Source organism: Massilia sp. ST3 (assembly GCF_018119405.1).
Classification (GTDB): Bacteria; Pseudomonadota; Gammaproteobacteria; order Burkholderiales; family Burkholderiaceae_D; genus Telluria.
This window is the reverse complement of sequence record NZ_JAGPWC010000018.1, coordinates 1-22648: the sequence shown is the minus strand read 5'-3', so window position 1 is coordinate 22648 and position 22648 is coordinate 1. Positions and strand designations below refer to the sequence as shown.

The window sequence follows — 22648 nt, the reverse complement described above, 5'->3', positions numbered from 1 at the left end:
GCCATCGGCCTTACTCGGCTTCGGAGTCGAGGTTGAGGTTGACGGCGCGGGCCGGCACAACGGTGGAAATGGCGTGCTTGTAGACCATCTGGGTCACGGTATTACGAAGCAGGACGACGTACTGGTCGAAGGACTCGATATGGCCCTGCAGCTTGATGCCGTTGACCAGGTAGATGGAGACGGGGACGTGCTCCTTGCGCAAGGCGTTCAGGAATGGGTCTTGTAACAGTTGCCCTTTGTTGCTCATAACAGCTCCGTAATGTTGTTGTAGTTTAAAAATTGTGGCGATTTGCCGGATTTCAAGTGTCAAGGCGACATTCCGCTGTAGCGAATGAAAGCCCTAAGCTACTGTAACCTGTTTTGCCACTTTTTGTCGTACTGCTACGGCTATTTCTGTTCCTTGGCAAACGGGTTCTTCCCGCTCTTCAGTTCGATGCGCAGCGGGGTGCCGACGAGGTTGAACGTATCGCGGAAATGTTTCTCCAGGTAACGTTTGTACGGCTCGGTGATTCCCTCCAGCGCATTGCCGTGGATGACGATGATCGGCGGATTCTGGCCGCCCTGGTGCGCATAGCGCATCTTGGGACGGATGCTGCCCTTGCGCTTGGGCTCCTGCTTTTCCACGGCTTCCTGCAGGGCGCGGGTGAGCTTGGGCGTCGACAGGTTGGTGGTGGCGGCCTTGTAGGCCGACTCGACCGACTTCATCATCTGCGGAATGCCGGTGCCCTTCAGCGCCGAGATGAAGTGGGTCTTGGCGAAGCCCAGGAAGTCCAGCTTGCGGTCGAGGTCGATCTTGACCTGGTCGCGCTGGTGCGACTGCAGGCCGTCCCACTTGTTGACCACGACCACGAGCGCCCTGCCCGCTTCCAGGATGAAGCCGGCGATGTGGGCATCTTGCTCGGAAATGTCCTGCTGCGCATCCAGCAGAAGGATGACCACGTTGGCGTCCGAGATCGACTGCATCGTCTTGACCACCGAGAATTTCTCGATGGCTTCGAAAATCTTGCCGCGGCGGCGGATGCCGGCGGTGTCGATCAGGGTGTATTTCTTGCCGTCGCGCTCGAACGGCACTTCGATCGAGTCGCGGGTGGTGCCCGGCATGTCGAAGGCGATCACGCGCTGCTCGCCGACCAGGGTATTGATCAGGGTCGACTTGCCCACGTTCGGGCGGCCGACGATGGCGATCTTGATCCCGTGGTCCGGGTGCTCCGGCTCGTCCTCTTCGTCGGGACGGTCGGCGAAGGCGATGTCCAGGGCTTCGCGCACCAGGTCGTGCACGCCGTCGCCGTGGGCGGCGGAGATGACATAGGGGTCGCCCAGGCCCAGCTCGTAGAAGTCGGCGGTCACGGAGGTGTACTTCATGCCCTCCGACTTGTTGACCACGAGCATGACCTTGCGGCCGGCCTTGCGCAGGTAGTCGGTGATGGTCTTGTCGTGCGGAGTCAGGCCCTGGCGGCCGTCCACGATGAACACGACCACGTCGGCTTCGGCCACGGCCTGGCGCGTCTGCAGCGCCATTTCGTGCATGATGCCTTCCTTGGCGACCGGTTCGAAACCACCCGTGTCGATGACCAGGAACGGACGTTCGCCGATCCGGCCTTCGCCGTAGTGGCGGTCGCGGGTGAGACCAGGGAGGTCTGCCACGAGCGCGTCGCGCGAACGGGTCAGGCGATTGAACAGGGTCGATTTCCCGACGTTGGGACGACCTACGAGTGCGATTACCGGCTTCATGTACTTATTCTATTCGACCGCGATGGCGGTCACAGTTCCATTTTGTGTTTGAAAGATCAGGTTCGAGCCGGCAACCAATGGCGTGCCCACGATGGGGCTGCCGTCGGTGGCGGCGCGCGCCAGGAAGGAGCCGTCCTCGCGCGACAGGAAGTGCACGATGCCTTCCAGGTCGCCGACCGCGACCGCACGGCCGTAGGACAGCGGGGTCGAGAGGCGGCGGAAGGACAGCTTGTCGTTTTTCCAGCTCGAGGAGCCGGTGTCGCGGGTGAAGGCGTGCAGCGCGCCCTTGTCGTCGGCGGCGAAGACGAAGCGCTGGTCGACCGCCACGCCCACTTCGGACGAGAGGTCGCGGGTCCAGCGCGCGGCGCCGGTGGTGACGTCGAAGCAGCCCACGCGGCCCTGGTAGGACACGGCGCAGACGTCGTTCTCGAACAGCACCGGGGCGCCGCCGATGTCGGTCACGCGTTCCAGTTCGGTGGCGCCGCGCGCCACGCCGACCTCGACGTCCCAGCGCGGGGCGCCGGTCGCAAGGATCAGCGAGGACAGCTTGCCGCCCGGCTGGGCGACGATGACGTCGCTGCCGGACACGATCATGCCCGGCGCGTTGCGCAGGGTCAGCGGCGGCGCGACCTTCTGCACGGTCCATTTCTTGGCGCCGGTCTGGGCGTCGACGCCGACGATGCGGTTGTCGAGCGAGCGCGCCACCACCACGCCCTGGCTCACGACCGGAGGCGACAGCAGTTCGCTCGAGAGCTGGGTCTTCCACATGGCCTTGCCGTCCATGTCGAAGGCCAGCAGCATGCCGTCCTCGCCGCCGACCACGATCAGGTTGCCGTCGGTGCCCACGCCCGCGGTCAGGTCGCTGCCGGCCTTGATGCGCCACACGACGCGGCCGCTGGCCGCCTCGACGCGCGCGATGTCGCCGCCGCCGCCCGCCACCACCACGCTGTTGCCGGTCAGGGCCGGCGAGAACTGGTAGCCCTGGGCCTTGCCGATGTCGAGCTTCCATGCGGTGCGCACGGCCATGGAACCCTTCAGTTCCACCAGCTTGGCCGGCTGGTCGCCCTTCGGCTTGGAGGCGAAGGGATTCAGCGAATTAATGGTCGAGCAACCCGTCATCAGGGCCAGCACACCAACACCAACGAGCTTCCTGCTAATACGCATATTCTTTTACCTTGTTCCTAGACAATAGACGCAAAGCCCGCGCGCACCCTGAAGGCGCGCGCGGGCCTCTTGAAACATGGCCTTAGGCGGCCGCTTTCTGTTCCGCCGCTTTCGGCTCGGCCGGGACGGTGCCGCCGATGGCTTCGAGCTTGACCTGGACCAGCTGGCGGCCCGGGTTGTTCTTGTCCATGGCGGCCAGGGCCGCGACATAGGCCTGGCGTGCTTCGGCCAGCTTGTTCTGCGCGACCAGCACGTCGCCCTTGCGGTCGTTCACTTCGGCGGCGAACTGCGGCAGGAACTCGGTGCCGAGCAGCTTGAGCGCCTCGTCGTAGGCCTTCTCGTCGAGCAGCACGCCCGCCAGGCGCAGCTTGGCGATCGACTTGTATTCGTCATTGCCGTGGTCCACCGCCCATTGCAGCTGGGTCTTGGCGGTCTTCAGGTCCTTGGCCTCGAAGGCCGCCTTGGCGCCGGCCAGCGCGGCCATCGGGGCGTAGGCGGTGCCCTCGTACTTCGACTGGATGTCGCCCACCACGCGCTGCACCTTGGCGTTGTCGTTGGCGGTCAGCGAGGCCTGCAGCTCGTCGTACAGGGCCGAGGCTTCGACGGCCTGCTTCTGCTTGTGGCTGTTCCAGAAGTTATAGGCGGCGTAGGAGCCGAGCGCCAGGATCAGCACCCAGGTGATGATGTTGCCGTACTTGGCCCAGAATGCCTTGAAGGTCGCTATCTGTTCCTGTTCTTCGAGATCGTATGCCATTGTCTTGTCTGTTTTTCTGGTGGGTGGATCGGGTGCTGCTTACGCTTGCTTATGGGTGGTAGTGCACGTGGTCGTGATCGTGGTCGCCGACGATCTGGTCGACCACGTAGTCGACCACTTCCTCGAACGGCACGCTGGCCTGCTGCTGCTCGCCGGACTCGCCGCGCATCGCCTTGACCGCCGCCTTGCTGCTCGCGACCTCGTCCTCGCCGATGATCACGGCGAAGGCCGCGCCGCTGCCGTCGGCCTTCTTCATCTGGCTCTTGAAGCTGCCCGCGCCCGCCGGCGTTGCGCAATGTAACACAACATCCAGGCCGGCATCGCGAAGGCGCTCGGCCAGGATGAAGGCTTGCGCCTGGGCTTCCTCGCCCTGGTGGACCATGTAGACGTCGCACTGGTTCGGGGCGGCGGCTTCGCCCAGGCCCTTCATCAGCTCGATGATGCGCTCCATGCCCATGGCGAAACCGACCGCCGGGGTGGCCTTGCCGCCGAAGGTCTCGATCAGCGGATCGTAGCGGCCGCCGGCGCAGATGGTGCCCTGCGAACCCAGTTCGTCGGTGACCCACTCGAACACGGTGCGGTTGTAGTAGTCCAGGCCGCGCACCAGGCGCGGGTTGATGGTGTACTGCACCGCGTTGCGGTCGAGGATCTTCTTCAGGCCCTCGAGGTGGGCCAGCGACTCCTCGCCCAGGTAGTCGAGCAGCTTGGGCGCCGCGTTGACCATGTCCTGCATGGCCGGGTTCTTGGTGTCCAGGATGCGCAGCGGGTTGCTGTGCAGGCGGCGCTTGGCCTCGGCGTCGAGGATGTCCTCGTGCTTCTCGAGGTAGGCGATCAGGTCGGCGCGGTGGCGCAGGCGCTCGTCGGCGTTGCCGATCGAGTTCAGCTCCAGGCGCACGTTCTGGATGCCCAGGTCGTCCCACAGGCGGCGGCACATCATGATCAGTTCCGCATCGATGTCCGGGCCCGAGAAGCCCACGGCTTCGGCGCCGAACTGGAAGAACTGGCGGTAGCGGCCGCGCTGCGGACGCTCGTGGCGGAACATCGGGCCCTTGTACCACAGGCGCTTGGGGCCGTCGTAGACCAGGTTATGCTCGAGCACCGCGCGCACCACGCCGGCCGTGCCTTCCGGGCGCAGGGTCAGCTTGTCGCCATTCATCGAGTCTTCGAAGGAGTACATTTCCTTCTCGACGATGTCGGTGACGGCGCCGATGGCGCGCGCGAACAGGCCGGTTTCCTCGACGATCGGGGTGACGATCTTCTGGTAGCCGTAGCTTTTCAGGATCGTTTCGGTGGTGTTCTCGAACAGCTCCCACAGCGGTGCGTTTGTCGGGAGGATGTCGTTCATGCCTTTGATGGCGACGATTTTTTCTGGTTTGGACATATTGTTGGCTCTCTTTATCGTAGGGTGGGCGGGTTCCCCGCCCACGCGTTCAAGCGGCGCATGCACTGGTCGAACGCGTGGGCAGGAGACCTGCCCACCCTACAAATTTATTCTGTGACGGCTTCCCTGCCGTAATTCTTCTTCACGTAATCCAGCACGATGGTCTTGAACTCGTCGACGATGCGCTCGCCGCGCAGGGTGGCGAACTTCTGGCCGTCGACGAACACCGGCGCGGCCGGCGATTCGCCCGTGCCCGGCAGGCTGATGCCGATGTTGGCGTGCTTCGATTCGCCCGGCCCGTTGACGATGCAGCCCATCACGGCCACGTTCATCGCCTCCACGCCCGGATAGGTCTTCTTCCACTCCGGCATCTGCTCGCGCAGGAAGGTCTGGATGTTGTCGGCCAGCTCCTGGAACACGGTGGACGTCGTACGGCCGCAGCCCGGGCAAGCGATCACCATCGGGGTGAACTTGCGCAGGCCCATGGTCTGCAGGATCTCCTGGCCGACCACCACTTCCTTGGTGCGGTCGCCGCCCGGTTCCGGGGTCAGCGAAATGCGGATGGTGTCGCCGATGCCTTCCTGCAGCAGCACCGACAGCGCGGCGGTCGAGGCCACGATGCCCTTGCTGCCCATGCCGGCCTCGGTCAGGCCAAGGTGCAGCGGGTAGTCGCAGCGGCGCGCCAGTTCGCGGTAGACCGCGATCAGGTCCTGCACGCCCGACACCTTGCAGCTCAGGATGATCTTGTCGCGCGCCAGGCCCACTTCTTCCGCGCGCACGGCGTTCTCGATCGCCGAGGTGATCAGGGCTTCGTACATCACGGCCTGGGCGCTCCACGGGTTCGCGCGCGCCGCGTTCTCGTCCATGATGCGGGCCAGCAGCGACTGGTCCAGGCTGCCCCAGTTGACGCCGATGCGCACCGGCTTGTCGTACCTGGCGGCGATTTCGATCATCTGGGCGAACTGGGTGTCGCGCTTGGCGCCCTGCCCCACGTTGCCCGGGTTGATGCGGTACTTCGACAGCGCCTGCGCGCACTCGGGATAGTCGCGCAGCAGCAGGTGGCCGTTGTAGTGGAAGTCGCCCACGAGCGGCACGTCGACTTCCATGCGGTCGAGCTGCTCGCGGATGGCCGGCACGGCGGCGGCGGCTTCCGGGGTGTTCACGGTGATGCGCACGATCTCGGAACCGGCGCGCGCGAGCTCCTTCACCTGGATCGCGGTGCCGATCACGTCGGCGGTGTCGGTGTTGGTCATCGACTGCACCACCACCGGAGCGTCGCCGCCCATCCAGACCTGGCGGGCGCCATGGGCGACCAGCACCTTGCGGCTGGCGCGGCGCGCCAGCGGGCCGGATGGAATCGGGTCCTGGATGCAGGGTTCGTTCAGCGAAGTCATGGAATTCCGGTTTCGATTATTTCAGGGACACGCGCGCGATGGTCTTGCCCGGCACCTGGGGCAGCGCGACGCTGGCGCCGCGCAGGGTCGCGCTCACGCCCGAGGGCGCGCCGACCACCAGGTTCACCGGCTGGGTGAGCTCCAGGGTCTCGGTGCTGCCGGCCTTCACCAGGCGCGACAGCAGCGGGCGGCCGCCGCCGGCCGGGCGCACTTCGATCCACGAATCCTCGCGCACGTTCAGCACCAGCGTGTTCGCGCCGGCCGCGGCGGCAGGTGCGGCGGCGGCAGGGGCAGCGGCAGGGGCCGCGGGCGGAACGGTTGCCGGAGCGGGCGCGGCGCCCGCCGGTGCGGTCGTCACCGGCGCGTTGACCGGCGCGTTGGTCGGCGTAGTGGCCGGCGGGGCGGTGGGCGCGGTCACGCCGGGCGTGGCGCCGGTGGCGGCAGGCGCCGTACCTTCGGCGGCCGGGGCCGGCACCGAGATCAGCGGCACCGACGGGTTGTTCAGCGGGGCCTGGATGGCGCCGTTGGTGGCGGGCGCGGCCACGCCCGGGGTGGCGACGCCCGGGGTCTCGAGCACCACGCCGTCGGCCGGATTGGCGTCGGCCGCCGGACGGCTGCCCGGGATCACGCCCAGCTGCCAGGCCGCGGCGGCGACGCCACCGACCACCAGTACGGCGGCGATCCAGCCGAGCGGCAGGCGGGTACGCTTGCCGCCGATCGGGAAGCGGGTCTCGTTGAAGGCGGCCGGACGCTGCTCGCGGCGCGCCATCGGAGCGCCCGCCTGGGCCTGCGGCGGCATGTTCAGTTCGATCATCGACACCAGCGGCGCGGCGTCGATCTTGAGGAGCTTGGCGTAGGCGCGCACGAAGCCGCGCGTCACGGCCGGGCTCGGCAGCGAGGCGAAGTCGCCCGCTTCCAGCGCCACCACCTGGCGCGGCGCCAGCTTGAGCTGGTCGGCCACCTGCTCCACGGTCCAGCCCATCGCTTCGCGCTGGGTCTGGAGGGTCTTGCCCGGGTTGCCCGACGGGTTGTCCGGGGCGCCCGGCTGGTCTGCGTGCTCGTTCATGTTCTGTGTCTCACTCATCAAAGGCCCCGCGCTCGAACGCGGCGTACTCCGGCGAACCCGGGAAGCGCTTGCGCAGCTGCGCGGCCAGGCTGGCTTCGTGGGTCCGGTCGCCCAGCTTGCGCTGTACCCGCATCGCCAGCCACAGGGTATCGGCCGGCAGCGTGTCGAGTTTCGCGGTATCGATCAGGCGGTTAATGAAAAAACCGGCGCGCTGGTAGTCGCGCCGCTCGAAGTAGACCCGCGCCAGGCCGGCATTCGTGGCCTGCAGATCGGGATTCAGACGCAAGGCGTCGAGCAGGTAGCGCTCGGCCGCGTCGATATTGCGGTTCTTGATGCTGCACACGCCCGCGTTCACCAGGGCGCGCACCGGCGTGGCGTAGGCCGGGTTCTTGAGGGCGGTATCGAAATGGCGCATCGCCTCGGCCGGCTTGTTCAGCGACTGGCACAGGAAGGAGCCGTAGTTGTTCGACAGGGCCGGATTGCCGGGCGCGATGCGCAGGGCGTGCTGGTAGTTCTCGTCGGCCAGGGCCAGCTGGCCCATCTCGGTATAGATCAAGGCGCGCAGGCCGTAGGCTTCGGCGTACTCGGGATAGACGGCGATCGCCTGCTTGACCTCGTCGAGGGCGATGTCGTACTTGCCTTCCTGGTAGTAGCCGACCGCAAGCTGCACGCGGATCTGCGCGCGCTTCTCGACCGCCGTCACGTCGGACGCGGTCTTGAGTTCGCCGCCGGCGGACGCGCCGCCCGGGCCGGCGCAGGCGGCCAGCAGCGTGAGGAGCAAGGCGGCGGCGACGCGGCCGGCGGCGCGCATCAAGAAGGAATCTCCACGATGCGCCCGAAGTCGGCGCCGAATTTCTTCTGGTATTCGGCCATCTTTTCCATGCGCTCGGCGACGCGGGTGCGGTCCTGCACCTCGCCGGCCAGCTGGCCGCAGGCGGCGTCGATGTCGTCGCCGCGCGTCTTGCGCACGGTGGTCACGATGCCGGCGTCCATCAGCACCTGGGCGAAGGCCTTGATGCGCGGGTTCTTGGAGCGGGTCAGGCCGGATTCCGGGAAGGGATTGAAGGGAATCAGGTTGAACTTGCAGTTCACGCCCACCACCGGGTCGTTGACCAGCGCGATCAGTTCGCGCGCATGCTCGTCGCTGTCGTTGTAGCCGTCGAGCATGCAGTATTCGAAGGTGATGAAGTCGCGCGGGGCGAACTCCAGGTAGCGCTTGCACGAGGCCAGCAGCTCGCGCAGCGGGTATTTCTTGTTCAGCGGCACCAGCGCGTCGCGCAGGGCGTCGTTCGACGCGTGCAGCGACACGGCCAGGGCCACCGGCACGTCCTGGGACAGCTTGTCGATGTTCGGCACCACACCCGAGGTCGACAGGGTCACGCGGCGGCGCGACAGGCCGTAGGCGTTATCGTCAAGCATCATCTTGAGCGCGGTGACGGTTGGCTCGTAGTTCAGCAGCGGCTCGCCCATGCCCATCATCACCACGTTGGTGATCTGGCGCTCGCCCTTGGGACCGGGCTCGATGCCCTTGGTACGGCGCAGCTCGAACTCGGCCATCCACAGCTGGCCGATGATCTCGGCCACGGTGAGGTTGCGGTTGAAGCCCTGCTTGCCGGTGGAGCAGAAACGGCAGTTGACGGCGCAGCCGGCCTGGGTCGAGATGCACAGGGTGCCGCGGTTCTCTTCCGGGATGAACACGGTCTCGACCGCGTTGCCGTTGCCGACGTCGACCAGCCACTTGCGGGTGCCGTCGCTGGAGGTGTGGTCGCTGATGATGCCGGGGGCGCGCACTTCGGCGCGGGTCTTGAGCTTTTCGCGCAGCGACTTGGCCAGGTCGGTCATGCTGTCGAAGTCCGATGCGCCGAACTGGTGGATCCAGCGCTGCAGCTGCTTGGCGCGGAACGGCTTCTCACCCAGCTCGGCGCAGTAAGCCACGAGTTGCGCGGGATCGAAGTCCAGCAGATTGGTGAGAGTCGTCATGATGTTCAATACCTAAAAAATGATGCATTCCCCGCTCGCCGGGCCCGAGGCATCGGGCGAGCGGTTCTTATTGCTTGAAACCGATTACTTCAGCTCTGGGAAGAAGTAAGCGATTTCGACTTTTGCAGCTTCGACAGCGTCCGAACCGTGCACCGCGTTGGCGTCGATCGAATCGGCGAAATCGGCGCGGATGGTGCCTTTTTCAGCTTTCTTCGGATCGGTCGCGCCCATCAGGTCGCGGTGCGCCAGGACGGCGTTTTCGCCTTCCAGAACCTGGATCATGACCGGGCCCGAGACCATGAAGCTGACCAGGTCGTTGAAGAAGCCGCGCTCTTTGTGAGCGGCGTAGAAACCTTCAGCCTGCTCGCGGGTCAGCTGGGTCATGCGCGCTGCAACGATCTTCAGGCCAGCGTTTTCGAAGCGGGTGTAGATTTGGCCGATCACGTTTTTTGCAACTGCGTCAGGCTTGATGATGGACAGGGTGCGTTCGATTGCCATTGTAAAAACTCCAATAAAAAGAAAGGTTAGAATCGAGAAATTCGTTAGAACTTTGGAACTCAATCAACCTTTAATTTTACCATATATCCCCCATATAGAGGCTATTGCGGCCAAGGCAAGCGGAGTGTTACAGTGACGGCGAAAAACCGTCGCGCTCCACCCCGCCCCTTTCAGGCCAGATTAAGCCGGCTCGAGTAGACTGAGCGTGACGTACCTTTTATCCAACCGGAGGCATTATGTTCCCTAGTACGCAACAGCATCGTACCGTCGACCTGACCAAGGGTGGCCAGGTAGCAACGCGCAACAAGGTGTTGCGCAACACGTACTGGCTGCTCGCGCTGTCGATGATCCCGACCGTCCTGGGCGCCTATGTCGGCGTGTCCCTGCAGCTGCCGATGTTCAGCGGCTTCATGGGCTTCATCGTCTTCATGGCGATCGCCTTCGGCTTCATGTTCGCCATCGAGAAGACCAAGAACTCGGCGGCCGGCGTGGCCTTCCTGCTCGGCTTCACCTTCTTCATGGGCCTGATGCTGACCCCGCTCCTGCGCCACACCCTGGGCTATTCCAATGGCGGCAGCCTGATCATGACCGCCTTCGGCGGCACCGCCTGCGTGTTCGCGGTAATGGCCAGCATCGCCACCACCAGCGAGCGCGATTTCTCGGGCATGGGCAGCTGGCTGATGGCCGGCGTGGTCGTCCTGATCCTGGCGGCCGTGGCCAACATCTTCCTGCACATCCCGGCGCTGACCATCGTGATCTCGGTGCTGGCGATCGCCATCTTCTCGGCCTTCATCCTGTTCGACGTGCAGCGCATCGTCAACGGCGGCGAGACCAACTACATCACCGCGACCCTGGCGATCTACCTGGACGTGTACAACATCTTCACCAGCCTGCTGCGCCTGCTGGGCATCGTGGGCGGGGATGACTGATTGTTGTGGGTATGATAAAAAACCGGCCTGAGGGCCGGTTTTTTTATGGGTGCGTGGTGCACGGGTGAGCTAACAATGTGCGACCAACTTGGGTCCCCGCCTTCGCGGGGATGAGGGATCAAGCGTTATTGACAACTTCAAACGCAGCCATCGCCTTCAAGGCCGTCACCCCCGCGAAGGCGGGGGCCCAAGTTTCACGAACAGTCGAGACGCTTACTGCTCGCCACCCTGTTCCGCGACGACGACAGCACCCGCATCGAAATCCGCCCCCGACACCGGCTTCGGCCCCAGCTCGAACACCCCCACCGACTCCACGTGCGAGGTATGCGGGAACATGTTCACCACGCCCGCCTTCTTCATCACATAGCCCGCCTTGTGCACCAGGATGCCCGCGTCGCGCGCCAGGGTCGACGGGCTGCAGGACACGTAGACGATCCGCTGCGGCATCAGGTGCTCGTGGGTCTCGCGCAGGTCGGCCAGCGCCAGCGACAGGGCCATGGCGCCGTCGCGCGGCGGGTCGATCAGCATGCGGTCGAACTTGCCCAGGGCGACCAGGTCGTCCTTGGTGACTTCGAACAGGTTGCGGGTGTAGAAGGTGGTCTTCTCCGCCACGCCGTTGGCCTTGGCGTTGTCCAGGGCGCGCGTGGTCAGCGCAGTGCTGCCCTCGATGCCCACGACTTCGCGCGCCTTGGTGGCCAGCGGCAGGGTGAAGTTGCCCAGGCCGCAGAACAGGTCGGCCACGCGCTCGTCCGGCTGCACGTCCAGCAGGCGCAGCGCCTTCGACACCAGCACCCGGTTGATGTGGTGGTTCACCTGGGTGAAGTCGGTCGGCTTGAACGGCATCCGGATGCCGAACTCGGGCAGCGTGTAGTACAGCTCCTTGCCTTCCGGGTAGTAGGGATAAGCGGTGTCCGGGCCTTTCGGCTGCAGCCACCACTGGATGTTCCACTGGTCGGCGAAGGCCTTCACCAGGGTCTCGTCGGCCGGGGTCAGCGGCGCCATGATGCGCAGCACCAGCACCGTGGTCTCTTCGCCGATCGCCACCTCGATCTGCGGCATCTGGTTGTAGATCGAGAGCGCGCCGACCAGCTCGCGCAGCGGCACCAGCATCCTGGCGACGTGGTCCGGCAGGATCTCGCAGGTGGTGATGTCGGCCACGTAGGACGAGCTGCGCTCGTGGAAGCCGACCAGCACCCCACCCTTCTTGGCCACGTAGCGCACCGACAGGCGCGCGCGGTAGCGGTAGTCCCAAGTCGGGCCGTACATCGGGCGCATGATGGTCTCGGCCTTCACTTTTCCGAGGTGCCACAGGTTGTCCTCGAGGACGCGCTGCTTCATGGCGACCTGGGCCGACGGCTCCAGGTGCTGCATCGAGCAGCCGCCGCAGTAGCCGAAGTGCTGGCACTTGGGCTCCACGCGCATCGACGAGGCGCGCTGCAGGGTGACCAGGCGGCCGGATTCCCAGTTCTTTTTCTTGCGCAGGGTCTCGAAGCTGACACGCTCGCCCGGCAGCGCGCCTTCGACGAAGATCACCTTGCCCGGCGTGCCGTCCTCGTTTTCCAGGTGACCGACGCCGCGCGCGTCGCCGTCAAGGGCTTTGATGTCGATGAAAGTTTCTTGCATGATGAAAGCGAAATGGGAAGGGGCGCAGGACAGGCTGCGCAAGGAGTCACAAACAAAAAATGGCCGAAAACGGCCCGGCGGGCATCATAGCAAGGAATTGGGGTGGGCGCTACCGGGGGGGTTATTGCTATGCCATGTGACGGGCTGTGCGGCTGTTCGGACGGTGCAGAACTTGGGTTCCCGCCTTCGCGGGAATGACGGTCTTTGAGCAGGAGGTACTGCTTGCTTTAGCCCTATCGCATGAGCCGTCGTTCCGGCGAAGGCCGGAACAATGCCACTGACATTATTCCCCTAAGTTTGCATGCATACCACCAGCTCAAACGACGCTACAACAACGAATCCCTCAACACCCCCCGCGCCGCCATCGCCCGCTTGAGCTTGACCAGCGCCTCCTGCTGGATCTGCCTCACCCGCTCGCGCGTCACCCCCATCTCCTCCGCCAGGGTCTCGAGCGTGGCCGGGTCGTCGTTGTCCAGCCCGAAGCGCCGCGTCACCACCAGGCGCTGCTTGTCCGGCAGCCGGGCCAGCCAGTCGCGCACCAGCACCGTCATCTCGTGCTGCTCGGCGCGCAGGTCCGGGCTGTCCTCGGCTTCGTCGGGCAGCATGTCCATCAGGCTCGATTGGGGATCGTTGTCCAGCGGCGCATCGAGCGAGGCCGCGTGCTCGGACAGGGTCAGGATGTCCTGCACCTCCTCCACCGGCCGCCCGACCAGGCTGGCGATGTCCTCGGCCGAGGCGTCCTTGCCGTCGTGCTTTTGTGCCTCGAGGTGGTACTTGGCGCGCAGCACCTGGTTCAGCTCGCGCACCATGTGCACCGGCAGGCGCACGGTGCGCGCCTGGTTCATGATGGCGCGCTCGATGCTTTGGCGGATCCACCAGGTGGCGTAGGTCGAGAAACGGAAACCGCGCTCGGGCTCGAACTTGTCGATGGCGCGCATGAGGCCGATGTTGCCCTCCTCGATGAGGTCGAGCAGCACCACGCCGCGGTTGATGTAGTGCTTGGCGATCGAGACGACCAGGCGCAGGTTGTGCTCGATCATCTTCTGGCGCGCGGCGAAGTCGCCGGCCTTGGCGAGGGTAGCTGTGTGGGTTTCCTCGCTCGGCGTCAGCAGCGGCCGCGCGCCGATCTGGTTGAGGTAGTGCTGGGTGGTGTCGGTCGCGAGCTCGGCCTGCAAGACCTTGCGCAGCTCGTCGACCGTGTCCACTGCGGATTCGATCTCGGGCGCGCCGGGGAGCATGCCCTCGGCGCTGTTGCCGTCAGCCGCAAGCGCGCCCTCGCTTTCCGGTTCGTCCGGAAACTCGTCCGTAACATCCTGGTCTGGCGAGTGCGGCGATTGCGTCATACCCTTCCTATCGGCCGGGCAAGAACCTCGAAGGATCGACGGGTTTGCCCTGCTGGCGGATCTCGAAATGCAACTTGACCAGTTCCGCGTCGGAATCGCCCATTTCGGCGATTACCTGTCCCTTGGCCACGTTGTCGCCTTCCTTGACGACGATCTTGCGGTTGTGGGCGTAGGCCGACAACAGGCTGTTGCTGTGCTTGACGATCACGAGGTTACCATAACCCCGGATGCCGCTGCCAGCATACATTACCTTGCCCGCGCCGGCGGCGACCACCTGCTGGCCCATGCGGCCGGCGATGTCGATGCCCTTGTTGCGGCCTTCGTCGAAAGTGGCAATGATGCGGCCCTCGGACGGCCACATCCAGCTCAGTCTCTCGTCGCCGCTGGCGCCGGCGGGGGTGCCCGCAGGCACGGCCGGGGCCGGCTGCGGCGCCGGTTCCACGCGCGGCGCCTGGTCTTTCTGCGCCTCGGCGACCGTGGTCTCACTGTACGGCTTCTTGTCGGCGCGCGGCGCAGTCTTGCGCGGCGGCTGGCTGGCCGGCGGCGGCATCGGCACCGGCGAGGTGGTCACTGCGGTCTTCTGGCCTTCCGGCTGCGCCACGCGCAGCACCTGGCCGACCTTGATGTCGTCCGGATCGCGCAGGTTGTTCCAGGCGACCAGGTCGCGGTAGTTCTCGCCATGGTCGAGGGCGATGCGCAGCAGGGTATCGCCCTTGCGCACGGTGTACATGCCCTTCTCGTCCTTCGGCTCCTCGGCGCGCGCCGGCGCCGGACGGGTCTGGGTGGCCGGGGTGCGCTCGACGATCGGCGCCTGGCGGGTGGTGGAAGTACAACCGGCCACGAGGCCGAGGACAATCGTCAGAAGGGCTAAACGAGGTGCTTGTTTCATTGTCATTCTAGGTTCTGGTCGACAGACGGCGCGGCGCCGTTACACGGTGCCTGGGCGCAGCGGCACGAAGTGGCAGGCTTCCAGCGTTTCGCTGGTCCACTCGGATTTGCCGGTGCGGGTGATGCGGTGCAGGTGCTGGACCTGCCCGCCGACAGGGGCGACGAGGTGCGCCCCGATGGCCAGCTGCTCGAGCAGTGCGCGGGGCACCTCGAGACCGGCAGCCGCCAGGATGATGCCATCGAAAGGCGCCACCTGGGGCATGCCCAGCATGCCATCGCCGTACTGCAGACGAAGGTTGGAAATACGCAAGGGCCGCAAGTTGGTCTTCGCGAGCTCGTGCAAGGGCTTGATGCGCTCGATGGAATACACCTCCTTCGCGACGAAGGACAAAACCGCGGCCTGGTAGCCGCAGCCGGTGCCGATCTCGAGCACACGTCCCAGCTGTCCGCCGGCGCGCATCGCTTCGATCATGCGCGCGACGATGTAGGGCTGGGAGATCGTCTGGTTGTGGCCGATCGGCAGCGACGCATCGATGTACGCCTGGGCCGACAGGGCCGGTTCGATGAACAGGTGGCGCGGCACCGTTTCCATGGCGGCCAGCACCTTGGGATCGAGCACGCCCTGGCGCGCGACCCGCGCCACCATGGCGCGGCGCACCGCCTCGCTGGCGGCCAGCTCGGAACGCTGGGCCGCCGGCGCGCTCGGCGCGGCCTGGGCATAGCCCGGCGCACGCGGCGACGGACCCGGCGCGGGCGGCGGCGCAGGTCTGCCTTGGCCATGGGCCGCGGTGCGCGCCGCGTTCTGGGTCGCGGTCTGTGGTGTGGCCACCGGCGCCGGCGTGCCCGGCTTGCGGGTGGTGCCGGTCACCGACGACAGCGGGAGCGGGAAGGTGCTGCGCTGGTCTTTCATGCGATTCCCTGTGCCAGCAGTTCCAGCTGGGATTGATGGGTCAGGTCGATCTGCAGCGGCGTGATCGACACGCGGCCTTGTTGCGTGGCATGGAAGTCGGTGCCCTCGCCCGCATCGCGGCAAGCGCCAGGCGCGCCGATCCAGTAGATGTCGCGTCCGCGCGGATCCTGGGCGCGGATGACCGGCTCGGCCTGGTGCCGGCGGCCGAGCCGGGTCGGGGTCAGCGGACCGAGTTCCTCGTAGGGCAGGTTCGGAATGTTGACGTTCAGCAGGAAGGGCGAGGTGAGCATCTCGAAGCGCCGCTCGACGATGTCGCGCGCCACGCGGGCCGCGGATTCGACGTGGGCCCAGCCGTGGTTCACCTGCGAAAACGCGATTGCCGGAATGCCGAACAGGAAGGCTTCGGTGGCGGCGGCGACGGTGCCCGAATACAAGGTGTCGTCGCCCATGTTCTGGCCATTGTTGATGCCGGAAACGACCAGGTCGGGCGGCGCATCGAGCATCGCCGTCAGTGCGATGTGGACGCAATCGGTCGGCGTGCCATTGACGAAATAGAAACCATTACCAGCGCGCTGGACCGACAGGGGACGGTCCAGGGTCAGGGAATTCGACGCGCCCGAGCGGTTGCTATCGGGGGCCACGACCACGATCTCGGCGATCGGCGCGAGCGCTTCCGCCAGCGCAATGATGCCTGGCGCAAGGTAGCCGTCGTCGTTACTGATAAGGATTCGCATGTACGGGATTTTACCTGAAGCAACGCTCTTGTCGCTCGCTTCGGGCCTTAATTTCACATTTTAAGATGCTTTCCGACACGATTTCACACATTTCTTGCCGTATTTACATCGTGCTCCGTGAACCACGCGTCAAGGGTTTTAGCAGGCTTTGCAACACACCGTCCCGGCTTGCAACGCCCTCTTCTTTCTTTGCCAATACCGACCCGCCGTGGCCTTGCGCTTGTGTTAGCATCGAGCGGATCGTTGCCTCGATGACATCTTCAGCGTCGAGGCGCGTCATGGCGCATTCCGCGCCTGTGCAAGGATTTCCTGTTTTGACAACTGCTATCGCCACTTATCGCGGTCCATGGCGCATGCCGCTTGCGCTGTCGGTGTCCCTGCTGGTGCACGCCCTGCTGCTGAGCCTGAGCCTGGGCGGCGCCGGCATGGGCCTGCCGGGGTTCCAGCTGCCGTGGAAGGAACGGCGCCTGGAGGCGGACGCCTTGCGCATCCTGCTCACGCAGGCGCGGCCTGCGGTTGCGGCTCCGGCCGCGGCGGAGCCGAAGCCCGCCGCCCCGCCCGCCCTGCCCGCTGCACCTTTGCCCCTGGAGCAAGGTCCCGCCGTTCCGGTGGCGACGGCGCCCACCCCACCATCGGGCAGCGCCCGCGCCGAAGGAAGCTTCGTCGCAGTTCCGGCGCCGGCCACGCTTCCTGGACCGGCTGACGACCCGGTGGATCCTGCGCCGCGGCACGCCGAACAGGATACCCAGCGCAGGACAGCCGAACAGGCCGACGAACGCTCGCGGCAAGCGGAACTGGCGGCCAGGCAGGCGGCGGCGCTGCAGGAGGCCGGGCGCCTGGAGGCGCAGCGGGAAGAACAGGCCCGGCAGGAGGCCGCGCGGCTGCAACTGGAACGGGCGGAATCGGCGCGCAAGGAAAGCGAGCGCCTGGACATGGCGAGGCAGGAGCGCGAACGGAACGAGGCGGCGCAGCGGGAGGCCGTGCGTTCCGAAGCCGTGCGGCAAGAGCAGGCAAGGCTGGCGCAACTGGAAGCGGCGAGAAAGGAAGCGGAGGGCCAGGAACGCGCACGGCAGGAGCTGGCACAGGCCGAGGCCGCCCGCCAGGAAGCGGCGCGTCAGGAAGCCTTGCGGCAGGAGCAGGCCAGGCTGGCGCAACAGGAAGCCGACCGGCAGGAGGCCGCGCGCAGGGACGTCGCGAGGCAGGAAGCGGTGCGCCAGGAAGCCGCGAGACAAGAAGCCGCCAAGGCGGAACTCGCCCGGCAGGAAGCGGTGAAACAGGAAGCTGCCAGACAAGAAGTTGCACGGCAAGCAGCTGCACGGCAGGAAATCGCCCGGCAGGAAGCGGCACGGCAAGAGGCTGCGCGCCAGGAAAGCGCCAGGCAGGAAGCTGCGAGGAACGAAGCCGCGAGACAAGAAGCTGCACGACAAGAAGCTGCACGACAAGAAGCTGCACGACAAGAGGCTGCACGACAAGAAGCTGCACGACAAGAGGCTGCACGACAAGAAGCTGCCCGGCAAGAAGCTGCCCGGCAAGAAGCCGCGAAGCAGGAGGCTGCCCGGCAGGAAAGCGCACGCCGGGAACTGGCGCAGCGCGAGAAGGCCGAGCAGGAGGCGCAGCGCGAGGAGCGCCTGCGCGCGATCGGCAGGCAGCTGGCGGAGGAAGCCGCGCAGCGCAAGGCCGCGCCGAATCCCGCCGCCAGCCCTTCCCTGCCGGCGGCAAGCAGCCTGCGCCGCGGCTGGATGTTCGGCCGCGCCGACCCGAATGCCGACCTGGTCCAGTACGCGGCGGCCATGAGCCGCAAGATCGAAATGAACATGACCTTCGACATGGTGCGCGACGCGGTGAAACAGGCGCATGCCCGCCCGGTCGTGACGGTCGCCGTGCGCGCCGACGGCTCGGTCGAGAAAATCACCTTCGTGGTATCCAGCGGCGTGGCCGCCATCGACAAGCTGATACGCGAGGTGGTGGCCAGCCAGGCGCCTTATGGCGCCTTTCCGCCCGCGCTGGCGCGCCAGTACGATGTGATCGAGATCCGCCGCACCTGGATCTTCGACATGGCGATCCGTCTGGAATAAGGGCGGAATCCAAAGACAGCGCCAATGCGGGAGCAGTATGATGGCGGCACCAGTCCACCTTCTTTTGGAGCGGCCATGTCCACCCGACTTGCCTCTTGCAGTTGCGGCCAGCTGTCGGCACGGGTCGAGGGCGATCCTGTGCGCATCTCGATCTGCCACTGCCTGGCCTGCCAGCGCCGCACCGGCGGCCCCTTCGCCGAGCAGGCCCGGTTCCCGCGCGAGAACGTGACGGTTGCGGGCCAGTCGACGGCCTTCGTGCGCGTCGGCGGCTCAGGCTCGCGTGCCACCTTCCACTTCTGCCCGCACTGCGGCGCCACCGTCTACTACACGGCTGAAGGGCTGGAAGCCTACGTGACGATCCCGGTCGGCGCCTTCGCCGATCCAGGCTTTCCCGCGCCGACGGTGTCGGTCTACGAGGAGCGAATGCACAGCTGGGTGGTGCCGCCTCCCGAGGCCGAGCATTTTCCCTAGAACGCCTTGGGAACGCCGGGCGCGGAGCGCGCCGCGCCCTCCTGGCGCCCGGTCACGCGTTCCCGGCGGTCAGCGGCGCCACCACCTGGGCGCCTTTCGGCTTGCGGCTTCCATTGAGCAGCACCCCGACGATGGTGTGGCGCACCAGGAGCTGGTAAGTGAGCAGGCACACGGCGGTCGTCGCCGCGACGTTCAGCAGCATCTTGGACATCACGCCCAGCGGCAGGCTGTAGACCATGGCGCCAAAGCCGATCGTGCCGAGCATGTGCACCAGGAACACCCAGTATGAACTCTCGGAGATATAGCGCAGCACGCGGTTCTGGCTTGGCAGATAGCGCAGGAACAGGCCGATCAGGGCGAAACTCCACAGCCAGCTGGTGAGGTTATACAAGTAGGCGATGCCCGCTTCGATATGGGGAATGCGGGTCGGATCGCTGGTGAAGACGACGAAGGCGCAGACGACGGCGACGAAGACCGCCAGGCCGGCGATGGCCTTGTGCCAGCAGGTCTTCACGAGAAGCGGGAACAGCGCATCCTGGTGCCGGTGTGCGAGCAGCCCGGCGACGAAGAACAGGCCGTTGTGCACGATCTCCGGCAGCTGCGGGATGAAGGAGCCGCTCGACGCCATCACGCCGGCGCGGTAGAACGAGCCGACGATCGCCAGCGGAATGGTAAGGAAGAACACGCCCCACCAGCGCGTGGCGAGTGCGCGGAAAGCCGCGTCGACTGCACGGTGCACCCGCGCCGGCAGCGCGGCCCAAGCTGGCGCCAGCAATGCGGTCAGGACGCAGAACCAGATCAGGTAGTACAGGAACCACATGTGCATCGTGTTGAATGGCGAGGCGCCGGCGCTTTTCTTCGCCAGCAGCGTAATGTCGATGCCCACCGTGCCGCGCGCCATGATATGCACGTACACGAGCATCAGCACCGTGGTGCAGACGATGAGCACGGGCCAGAAGATGGCGAAAGGCAGCGCCAGGCGTCGCATGCGGTGCTTCAGCATCGCGCGCGGCCCGCGCCGCGCGACGAGCAAGGCAACGAAGAAGCCGGCCAGGATGAAGAACACCGGCATGCGGAAAGCGTGGATGAAAATGAGGATCAGGTCGGCGATGGGCGAGGTCTGCGCGTCGCGCCACGGCAGCGGCGACGGACCGGTGGTGTGGTTGATGGCGACGTGCAGCAAGATGCCGAGCCACATCATCACGGCGCGTAGGTTGTCGAATGCGTGGAGGCGGCCAGGCTGGTCCATGTGTCGGCTTTCTTGTCCCTGTTTGATGGAGGCGGCCGTGTTGCCGGCCGCTCTTGATTTTAAGTGATGCGCCTGCACTAGTTGCCGTCGATATTGCCGGCATCAAGGCAGTTGCGTCACTTTATGTGGGATAGGTAGGCCTGCGTGGTCGATGCCGGCAGCCCGGGCGTTTCCACGGCGCGCTTGCATATGGCTCGCACGCTCCCGCCGCGCTCCGCCTCGCCCTCGCCTGGCCTAGTCGCGCGCCGTGCGCCACTCCTGCCGCTTGGCCGGTTCCTCATGCTCGGGGCAATTGGTGAGCCTGATCTTGCCGTGCTTTTCGATCATGTCGATGCTGGTGGTCGGCGCGCGTTCGGTGATGCAGTAGGTGCCGTTGCCGGTGATGACGCGTGTGCGGCGCGCGCCGTCGCCCGTGTTGTTCACCAGTTCCTCGACCTTGGGCGCTTCCCACAGGCGCGGCGGCGCCATGGCATGCGCGTGTTCCATGCCTTTGCGCAGGCGGATCTGCGGGCTGTCCGGCGGCGCGACGATGAGAGGCCGGTTTTGCTTGCGCAGCTCGCGGTCGATGCTGCCGATGCTGCGCCTTGCGTTGTCCATGATCGATCCGGTCACCGGGGAAGCCGGCGCCGGCGCTGCGGGCGCTGGGTCGGAAGCCGACGGCTGCGAAGAGGACGCGACCCCAGGGTCCGCAGCGGGAGTGGCCGATGAAACCGCAGCCGGTCCAGGATGGGAGGAGTGCTCTCGCGCCGGCCACGAACGCATGCGTACATCACCGGCGCGCGGGCGGCCACGTGCAACGTCGACCTGGACGGAGCCTGCCGCCTGGGCGCGCGGCGCGGAAACCTGCGTGTGGATCCACTGGACCGCAATGCTGGTCTCTTCCTGCTGCTGCGGAGGCGGCACGCGCGTCATTTGCCAGAGCAGGACCAGGACCCCATGGACCAGGACCGTGGCCAGGGCGCCGGCCAGGCGGCGGTCCTGGCCGGGAGCGGCCGGTCCGCGCCAGGCTGGGAAGGAGTTGTCCATGGTGCGACAGTATAGCGATCCGCACCAGTTCGCTTACTCACCAATTTACGCACCAACCCATTCGCCAACTCATTCGCCGAAGCACTCACCAAAGCACTCACCAACTGAGTCGCCAACCGAGGCGCCAACCGGGGCGCCGAGCCGCTCACCAATTACCCGCCTTGCCACCCGCATGGCGCGTCCAGGCGCCCTCGCGCCGCGGGACTGTTCGCCCTCAGCGCAGGGGCAAGGGATGGTCGCGCGCCGCTTCGATCAGCGCTCCCTCGAGCGACGAGACTTCGTCCTGGGTGAAGGACAGCAGCGCATCCTTGTCGCCATCCTGCAGGTAGACCTGCTTGATCATGGCCGCGCCGCGCCTGCGCAGCGGGTCGGCCACGCTGGGCTTCAGCACGGCATGGCGCAAGCTGTCCGCCAGCAGCCGCGCTTCGCGCGGACTGCGGCTGTCGATCAAGTTCTGCAGCTGGGCCAGCTTGTGACCCAGGCTGTCCGAGACCGGTGCGCCGTCCCCGGCCTTCCTCTCCCGCGCCAGGCTGGGCTGCGGCCCGTGCCGGCCGTCGTCCCTGGCGCCCGCCGGGTCGTCTCCTTCGGCCTGCTCCAGGTGCCGGCGCAGTTCGGCGACCTGTTCGCGCAGGCGCCGCGCCGCTTCGGTCTCGCCCTGCTGGCCAAGGGTCGAAGCCAGCCGCAGCTGCATGTCGAGGGTCTCCGGATGCCCGGCGCCCAGATGGCGCTCACGCGTGCGCGCCAGCGATTCCTGGATGCTGCGTACGGCCGCCAGGTCGCCCTGGGCGGCCAGGATTTCGGCCAGCGCCTCGCGCGCGGCCAGGGTGCCGGCGGCGTCCGCGCCGTCATGGCGCTCGCGGGCGCGCAGCACGGCCTCCAGCAGGCGGCGGGCATTGCCGAGTTCGCCCATCTCGCCGAGCAGCTGGGCCAGGCGCTGGCCGCAGCGCAGCGTGTCCTCGTGCTCTGCGCCGAGCTGGCGGCGGCGCGCGTCCAGCACCCGTTCGCAGACGATGCGGGCGCGCCCGGCCTCGTGCTGCTGCGCAAGGCTGAGGGCCAGGTCTTCGAGGCTGTCCAGTGTGGCCGGGTGCTCGTCTCCCAGCGCCCGCTCGCAGGCGGCCACCACCTGCTCGTGCAGCGCCAGCGCGCGCTCGGCCTCGCCCAGGCCGGCCAGCACGCGCGCCAGGCGCGAACGCGCGGACAGGGTTTCGGGGTCGTCGGCGCCGACACTGCGTGCGCAGGACTGGACCAGCAGCTCGTACTGGCGGCGCGCCTCGTGCAGCACGCCGGTGTCGAGCAGCAGTTCGGCGACACCGGCGCGCGCGGTGCGCAGGGATGCGTGGTCCTCGCCGAAGGCGCGCTCGCGCAGGGCCAGGCATTCCTCGAGGCAGGCGCGCGCCTCGTCGTAGCGGGCCTCGCGGCGGCACAGGGCGCC

At 66.5% G+C, this 22648-nt stretch carries 22 protein-coding genes; 3 read left to right on the top strand and 19 right to left on the bottom strand.

Annotation, left to right across the window (positions count from 1 at the left end):
• Nucleotides 1-10: 10 nt before the first annotated feature.
• From hfq to ndk, 10 genes are all read right to left on the bottom strand, one after another.
• Nucleotides 11-247: an RNA chaperone Hfq gene (gene hfq, locus KBW98_RS08335; protein WP_026354376.1), complete on the bottom strand. Its 237-nt coding sequence runs from the start codon at nucleotides 245-247 to the stop codon at nucleotides 11-13.
• A 140-nt stretch (nucleotides 248-387) separates the two neighbouring features.
• A complete protein-coding gene (gene der, locus KBW98_RS08330) occupies nucleotides 388-1731 on the bottom strand; it encodes a ribosome biogenesis GTPase Der (RefSeq protein WP_211519659.1) in 1344 nt (447 codons plus the stop codon).
• 9 nt (nucleotides 1732-1740) lie between these two features.
• Nucleotides 1741-2895: an outer membrane protein assembly factor BamB gene (gene bamB / locus KBW98_RS08325; protein WP_211519658.1), complete on the bottom strand. Its 1155-nt coding sequence runs from the start codon at nucleotides 2893-2895 to the stop codon at nucleotides 1741-1743.
• Nucleotides 2896-2977: 82 nt separating this feature from the next.
• Nucleotides 2978-3649 carry a tetratricopeptide repeat protein gene (locus KBW98_RS08320; protein ID WP_211519657.1) on the bottom strand — a complete coding sequence of 224 codons (672 nt, stop codon included), beginning with the start codon at nucleotides 3647-3649 and terminating at the stop codon, nucleotides 2978-2980.
• Between the two features lie 49 nt (nucleotides 3650-3698).
• Nucleotides 3699-5030: a histidine--tRNA ligase gene (gene hisS / locus KBW98_RS08315; protein ID WP_211519656.1), complete on the bottom strand. Its 1332-nt coding sequence runs from the start codon at nucleotides 5028-5030 to the stop codon at nucleotides 3699-3701.
• A 107-nt stretch (nucleotides 5031-5137) separates the two neighbouring features.
• Nucleotides 5138-6424, bottom strand: coding sequence for a flavodoxin-dependent (E)-4-hydroxy-3-methylbut-2-enyl-diphosphate synthase (gene ispG, locus KBW98_RS08310; RefSeq protein ID WP_211519655.1), 1287 nt, complete (start codon nucleotides 6422-6424; stop codon nucleotides 5138-5140).
• Nucleotides 6425-6440: 16 nt separating this feature from the next.
• Entirely contained in the window at nucleotides 6441-7490 is a 1050-nt protein-coding gene (locus tag KBW98_RS08305; protein WP_211519654.1) for a helix-turn-helix domain-containing protein, read from the bottom strand.
• Nucleotides 7491-7500: 10 nt separating this feature from the next.
• A complete protein-coding gene (gene pilW / locus KBW98_RS08300; RefSeq protein WP_229429062.1) occupies nucleotides 7501-8301 on the bottom strand; it encodes a type IV pilus biogenesis/stability protein PilW in 801 nt (266 codons plus the stop codon).
• Nucleotides 8301-9470 (bottom strand): 23S rRNA (adenine(2503)-C(2))-methyltransferase RlmN, encoded by a 1170-nt coding sequence (gene rlmN, locus KBW98_RS08295; protein WP_211519652.1) that lies wholly within the window; start codon nucleotides 9468-9470, stop codon nucleotides 8301-8303. Before rlmN ends, pilW begins: the two co-directional genes overlap by 1 nt.
• A gap of 84 nt (nucleotides 9471-9554) precedes the next feature.
• On the bottom strand, nucleotides 9555-9968 hold the full coding sequence (gene ndk / locus KBW98_RS08290) for a nucleoside-diphosphate kinase (RefSeq protein WP_211519715.1): 414 nt from the start codon (nucleotides 9966-9968) through the stop codon (nucleotides 9555-9557).
• Between the two features lie 236 nt (nucleotides 9969-10204).
• Here ndk and KBW98_RS08285 point away from each other — a divergent pair, with 236 nt between their 5' ends.
• Nucleotides 10205-10897, top strand: a complete 693-nt coding sequence (locus KBW98_RS08285) for a Bax inhibitor-1/YccA family protein (RefSeq protein ID WP_211519651.1) — start codon at nucleotides 10205-10207, stop codon at nucleotides 10895-10897.
• 213 nt (nucleotides 10898-11110) lie between these two features.
• On the opposite strand, the gene rlmD is transcribed toward KBW98_RS08285, so the two are convergent.
• From rlmD to KBW98_RS08255, 6 genes are all read right to left on the bottom strand, one after another.
• Nucleotides 11111-12520 carry a 23S rRNA (uracil(1939)-C(5))-methyltransferase RlmD gene (rlmD, locus tag KBW98_RS08280; RefSeq protein ID WP_229429056.1) on the bottom strand — a complete coding sequence of 470 codons (1410 nt, stop codon included), beginning with the start codon at nucleotides 12518-12520 and terminating at the stop codon, nucleotides 11111-11113.
• A 326-nt stretch (nucleotides 12521-12846) separates the two neighbouring features.
• Nucleotides 12847-13863: an RNA polymerase sigma factor RpoS gene (gene rpoS, locus KBW98_RS08275; RefSeq protein WP_211519650.1), complete on the bottom strand. Its 1017-nt coding sequence runs from the start codon at nucleotides 13861-13863 to the stop codon at nucleotides 12847-12849.
• A gap of 7 nt (nucleotides 13864-13870) precedes the next feature.
• Entirely contained in the window at nucleotides 13871-14752 is an 882-nt protein-coding gene (locus tag KBW98_RS08270; RefSeq protein WP_211519649.1) for a peptidoglycan DD-metalloendopeptidase family protein, read from the bottom strand.
• Between the two features lie 39 nt (nucleotides 14753-14791).
• Complete coding sequence (locus KBW98_RS08265) at nucleotides 14792-15661, bottom strand: protein-L-isoaspartate(D-aspartate) O-methyltransferase (RefSeq protein WP_211519648.1); 870 nt, start codon at nucleotides 15659-15661, stop codon at nucleotides 14792-14794.
• Nucleotides 15658-16395, bottom strand: a complete 738-nt coding sequence (gene surE, locus KBW98_RS08260) for a 5'/3'-nucleotidase SurE (protein ID WP_211519647.1) — start codon at nucleotides 16393-16395, stop codon at nucleotides 15658-15660. The genes KBW98_RS08265 and surE overlap by 4 nt, the downstream gene beginning before the upstream one ends.
• Nucleotides 16396-16498: 103 nt before the next feature.
• The gene (locus tag KBW98_RS08255) at nucleotides 16499-16675 is read right to left on the bottom strand and encodes a hypothetical protein (RefSeq protein WP_211519646.1); all 177 of its coding nucleotides are present in this window, start codon (nucleotides 16673-16675) and stop codon (nucleotides 16499-16501) included.
• A gap of 34 nt (nucleotides 16676-16709) precedes the next feature.
• Here KBW98_RS08255 and KBW98_RS24060 point away from each other — a divergent pair, with 34 nt between their 5' ends.
• Nucleotides 16710-18470, top strand: a complete 1761-nt coding sequence (locus KBW98_RS24060) for a histone H1-like repetitive region-containing protein (RefSeq protein WP_211519645.1) — start codon at nucleotides 16710-16712, stop codon at nucleotides 18468-18470.
• 75 nt (nucleotides 18471-18545) lie between these two features.
• Nucleotides 18546-18941 carry a GFA family protein gene (locus KBW98_RS08245; RefSeq protein WP_211519644.1) on the top strand — a complete coding sequence of 132 codons (396 nt, stop codon included), beginning with the start codon at nucleotides 18546-18548 and terminating at the stop codon, nucleotides 18939-18941.
• Nucleotides 18942-18993: 52 nt separating this feature from the next.
• Here KBW98_RS08245 and KBW98_RS08240 read toward each other — a convergent pair whose 3' ends face one another.
• The 3 genes from KBW98_RS08240 to KBW98_RS08230 all read right to left on the bottom strand — a co-directional run.
• Entirely contained in the window at nucleotides 18994-20190 is a 1197-nt protein-coding gene (locus KBW98_RS08240) for an acyltransferase family protein (RefSeq protein WP_211519643.1), read from the bottom strand.
• Nucleotides 20191-20424: 234 nt separating this feature from the next.
• Nucleotides 20425-21216 carry a hypothetical protein gene (locus KBW98_RS08235; RefSeq protein ID WP_211519642.1) on the bottom strand — a complete coding sequence of 264 codons (792 nt, stop codon included), beginning with the start codon at nucleotides 21214-21216 and terminating at the stop codon, nucleotides 20425-20427.
• A gap of 214 nt (nucleotides 21217-21430) precedes the next feature.
• A partial coding sequence (locus KBW98_RS08230) for a tetratricopeptide repeat protein (protein WP_211519641.1) occupies nucleotides 21431-22648 on the bottom strand: 1218 nt, incomplete at its 5' end.

Excerpts from the sequence above, each read along its gene's own strand:
- hfq (WP_026354376.1), bottom strand. The coding sequence starts at position 247 with ATGAGCAACAAAGGGCAACTGTTACAAGACCCATTCCTGAACGCCTTG.
- der (WP_211519659.1), bottom strand. The coding sequence starts at position 1,731 with ATGAAGCCGGTAATCGCACTCGTAGGTCGTCCCAACGTCGGGAAATCG.
- bamB (WP_211519658.1), bottom strand. The coding sequence starts at position 2,895 with ATGCGTATTAGCAGGAAGCTCGTTGGTGTTGGTGTGCTGGCCCTGATG.
- KBW98_RS08320 (WP_211519657.1), bottom strand. The coding sequence starts at position 3,649 with ATGGCATACGATCTCGAAGAACAGGAACAGATAGCGACCTTCAAGGCA.
- hisS (WP_211519656.1), bottom strand. The coding sequence starts at position 5,030 with ATGTCCAAACCAGAAAAAATCGTCGCCATCAAAGGCATGAACGACATC.
- ispG (WP_211519655.1), bottom strand. The coding sequence starts at position 6,424 with ATGACTTCGCTGAACGAACCCTGCATCCAGGACCCGATTCCATCCGGC.
- KBW98_RS08305 (WP_211519654.1), bottom strand. The coding sequence starts at position 7,490 with ATGAACGAGCACGCAGACCAGCCGGGCGCCCCGGACAACCCGTCGGGC.
- pilW (WP_229429062.1), bottom strand. The coding sequence starts at position 8,301 with ATGCGCGCCGCCGGCCGCGTCGCCGCCGCCTTGCTCCTCACGCTGCTG.
- rlmN (WP_211519652.1), bottom strand. The coding sequence starts at position 9,470 with ATGACGACTCTCACCAATCTGCTGGACTTCGATCCCGCGCAACTCGTG.
- ndk (WP_211519715.1), bottom strand. The coding sequence starts at position 9,968 with ATGGCAATCGAACGCACCCTGTCCATCATCAAGCCTGACGCAGTTGCA.
- KBW98_RS08285 (WP_211519651.1), top strand. The coding sequence starts at position 10,205 with ATGTTCCCTAGTACGCAACAGCATCGTACCGTCGACCTGACCAAGGGT.
- rlmD (WP_229429056.1), bottom strand. The coding sequence starts at position 12,520 with ATGCAAGAAACTTTCATCGACATCAAAGCCCTTGACGGCGACGCGCGC.
- rpoS (WP_211519650.1), bottom strand. The coding sequence starts at position 13,863 with ATGACGCAATCGCCGCACTCGCCAGACCAGGATGTTACGGACGAGTTT.
- KBW98_RS08270 (WP_211519649.1), bottom strand. The coding sequence starts at position 14,752 with ATGAAACAAGCACCTCGTTTAGCCCTTCTGACGATTGTCCTCGGCCTC.
- KBW98_RS08265 (WP_211519648.1), bottom strand. The coding sequence starts at position 15,661 with ATGAAAGACCAGCGCAGCACCTTCCCGCTCCCGCTGTCGTCGGTGACC.
- surE (WP_211519647.1), bottom strand. The coding sequence starts at position 16,395 with ATGCGAATCCTTATCAGTAACGACGACGGCTACCTTGCGCCAGGCATC.
- KBW98_RS08255 (WP_211519646.1), bottom strand. The coding sequence starts at position 16,675 with ATGACGCGCCTCGACGCTGAAGATGTCATCGAGGCAACGATCCGCTCG.
- KBW98_RS08245 (WP_211519644.1), top strand. The coding sequence starts at position 18,546 with ATGTCCACCCGACTTGCCTCTTGCAGTTGCGGCCAGCTGTCGGCACGG.
- KBW98_RS08240 (WP_211519643.1), bottom strand. The coding sequence starts at position 20,190 with ATGGACCAGCCTGGCCGCCTCCACGCATTCGACAACCTACGCGCCGTG.
- KBW98_RS08235 (WP_211519642.1), bottom strand. The coding sequence starts at position 21,216 with ATGGACAACTCCTTCCCAGCCTGGCGCGGACCGGCCGCTCCCGGCCAG.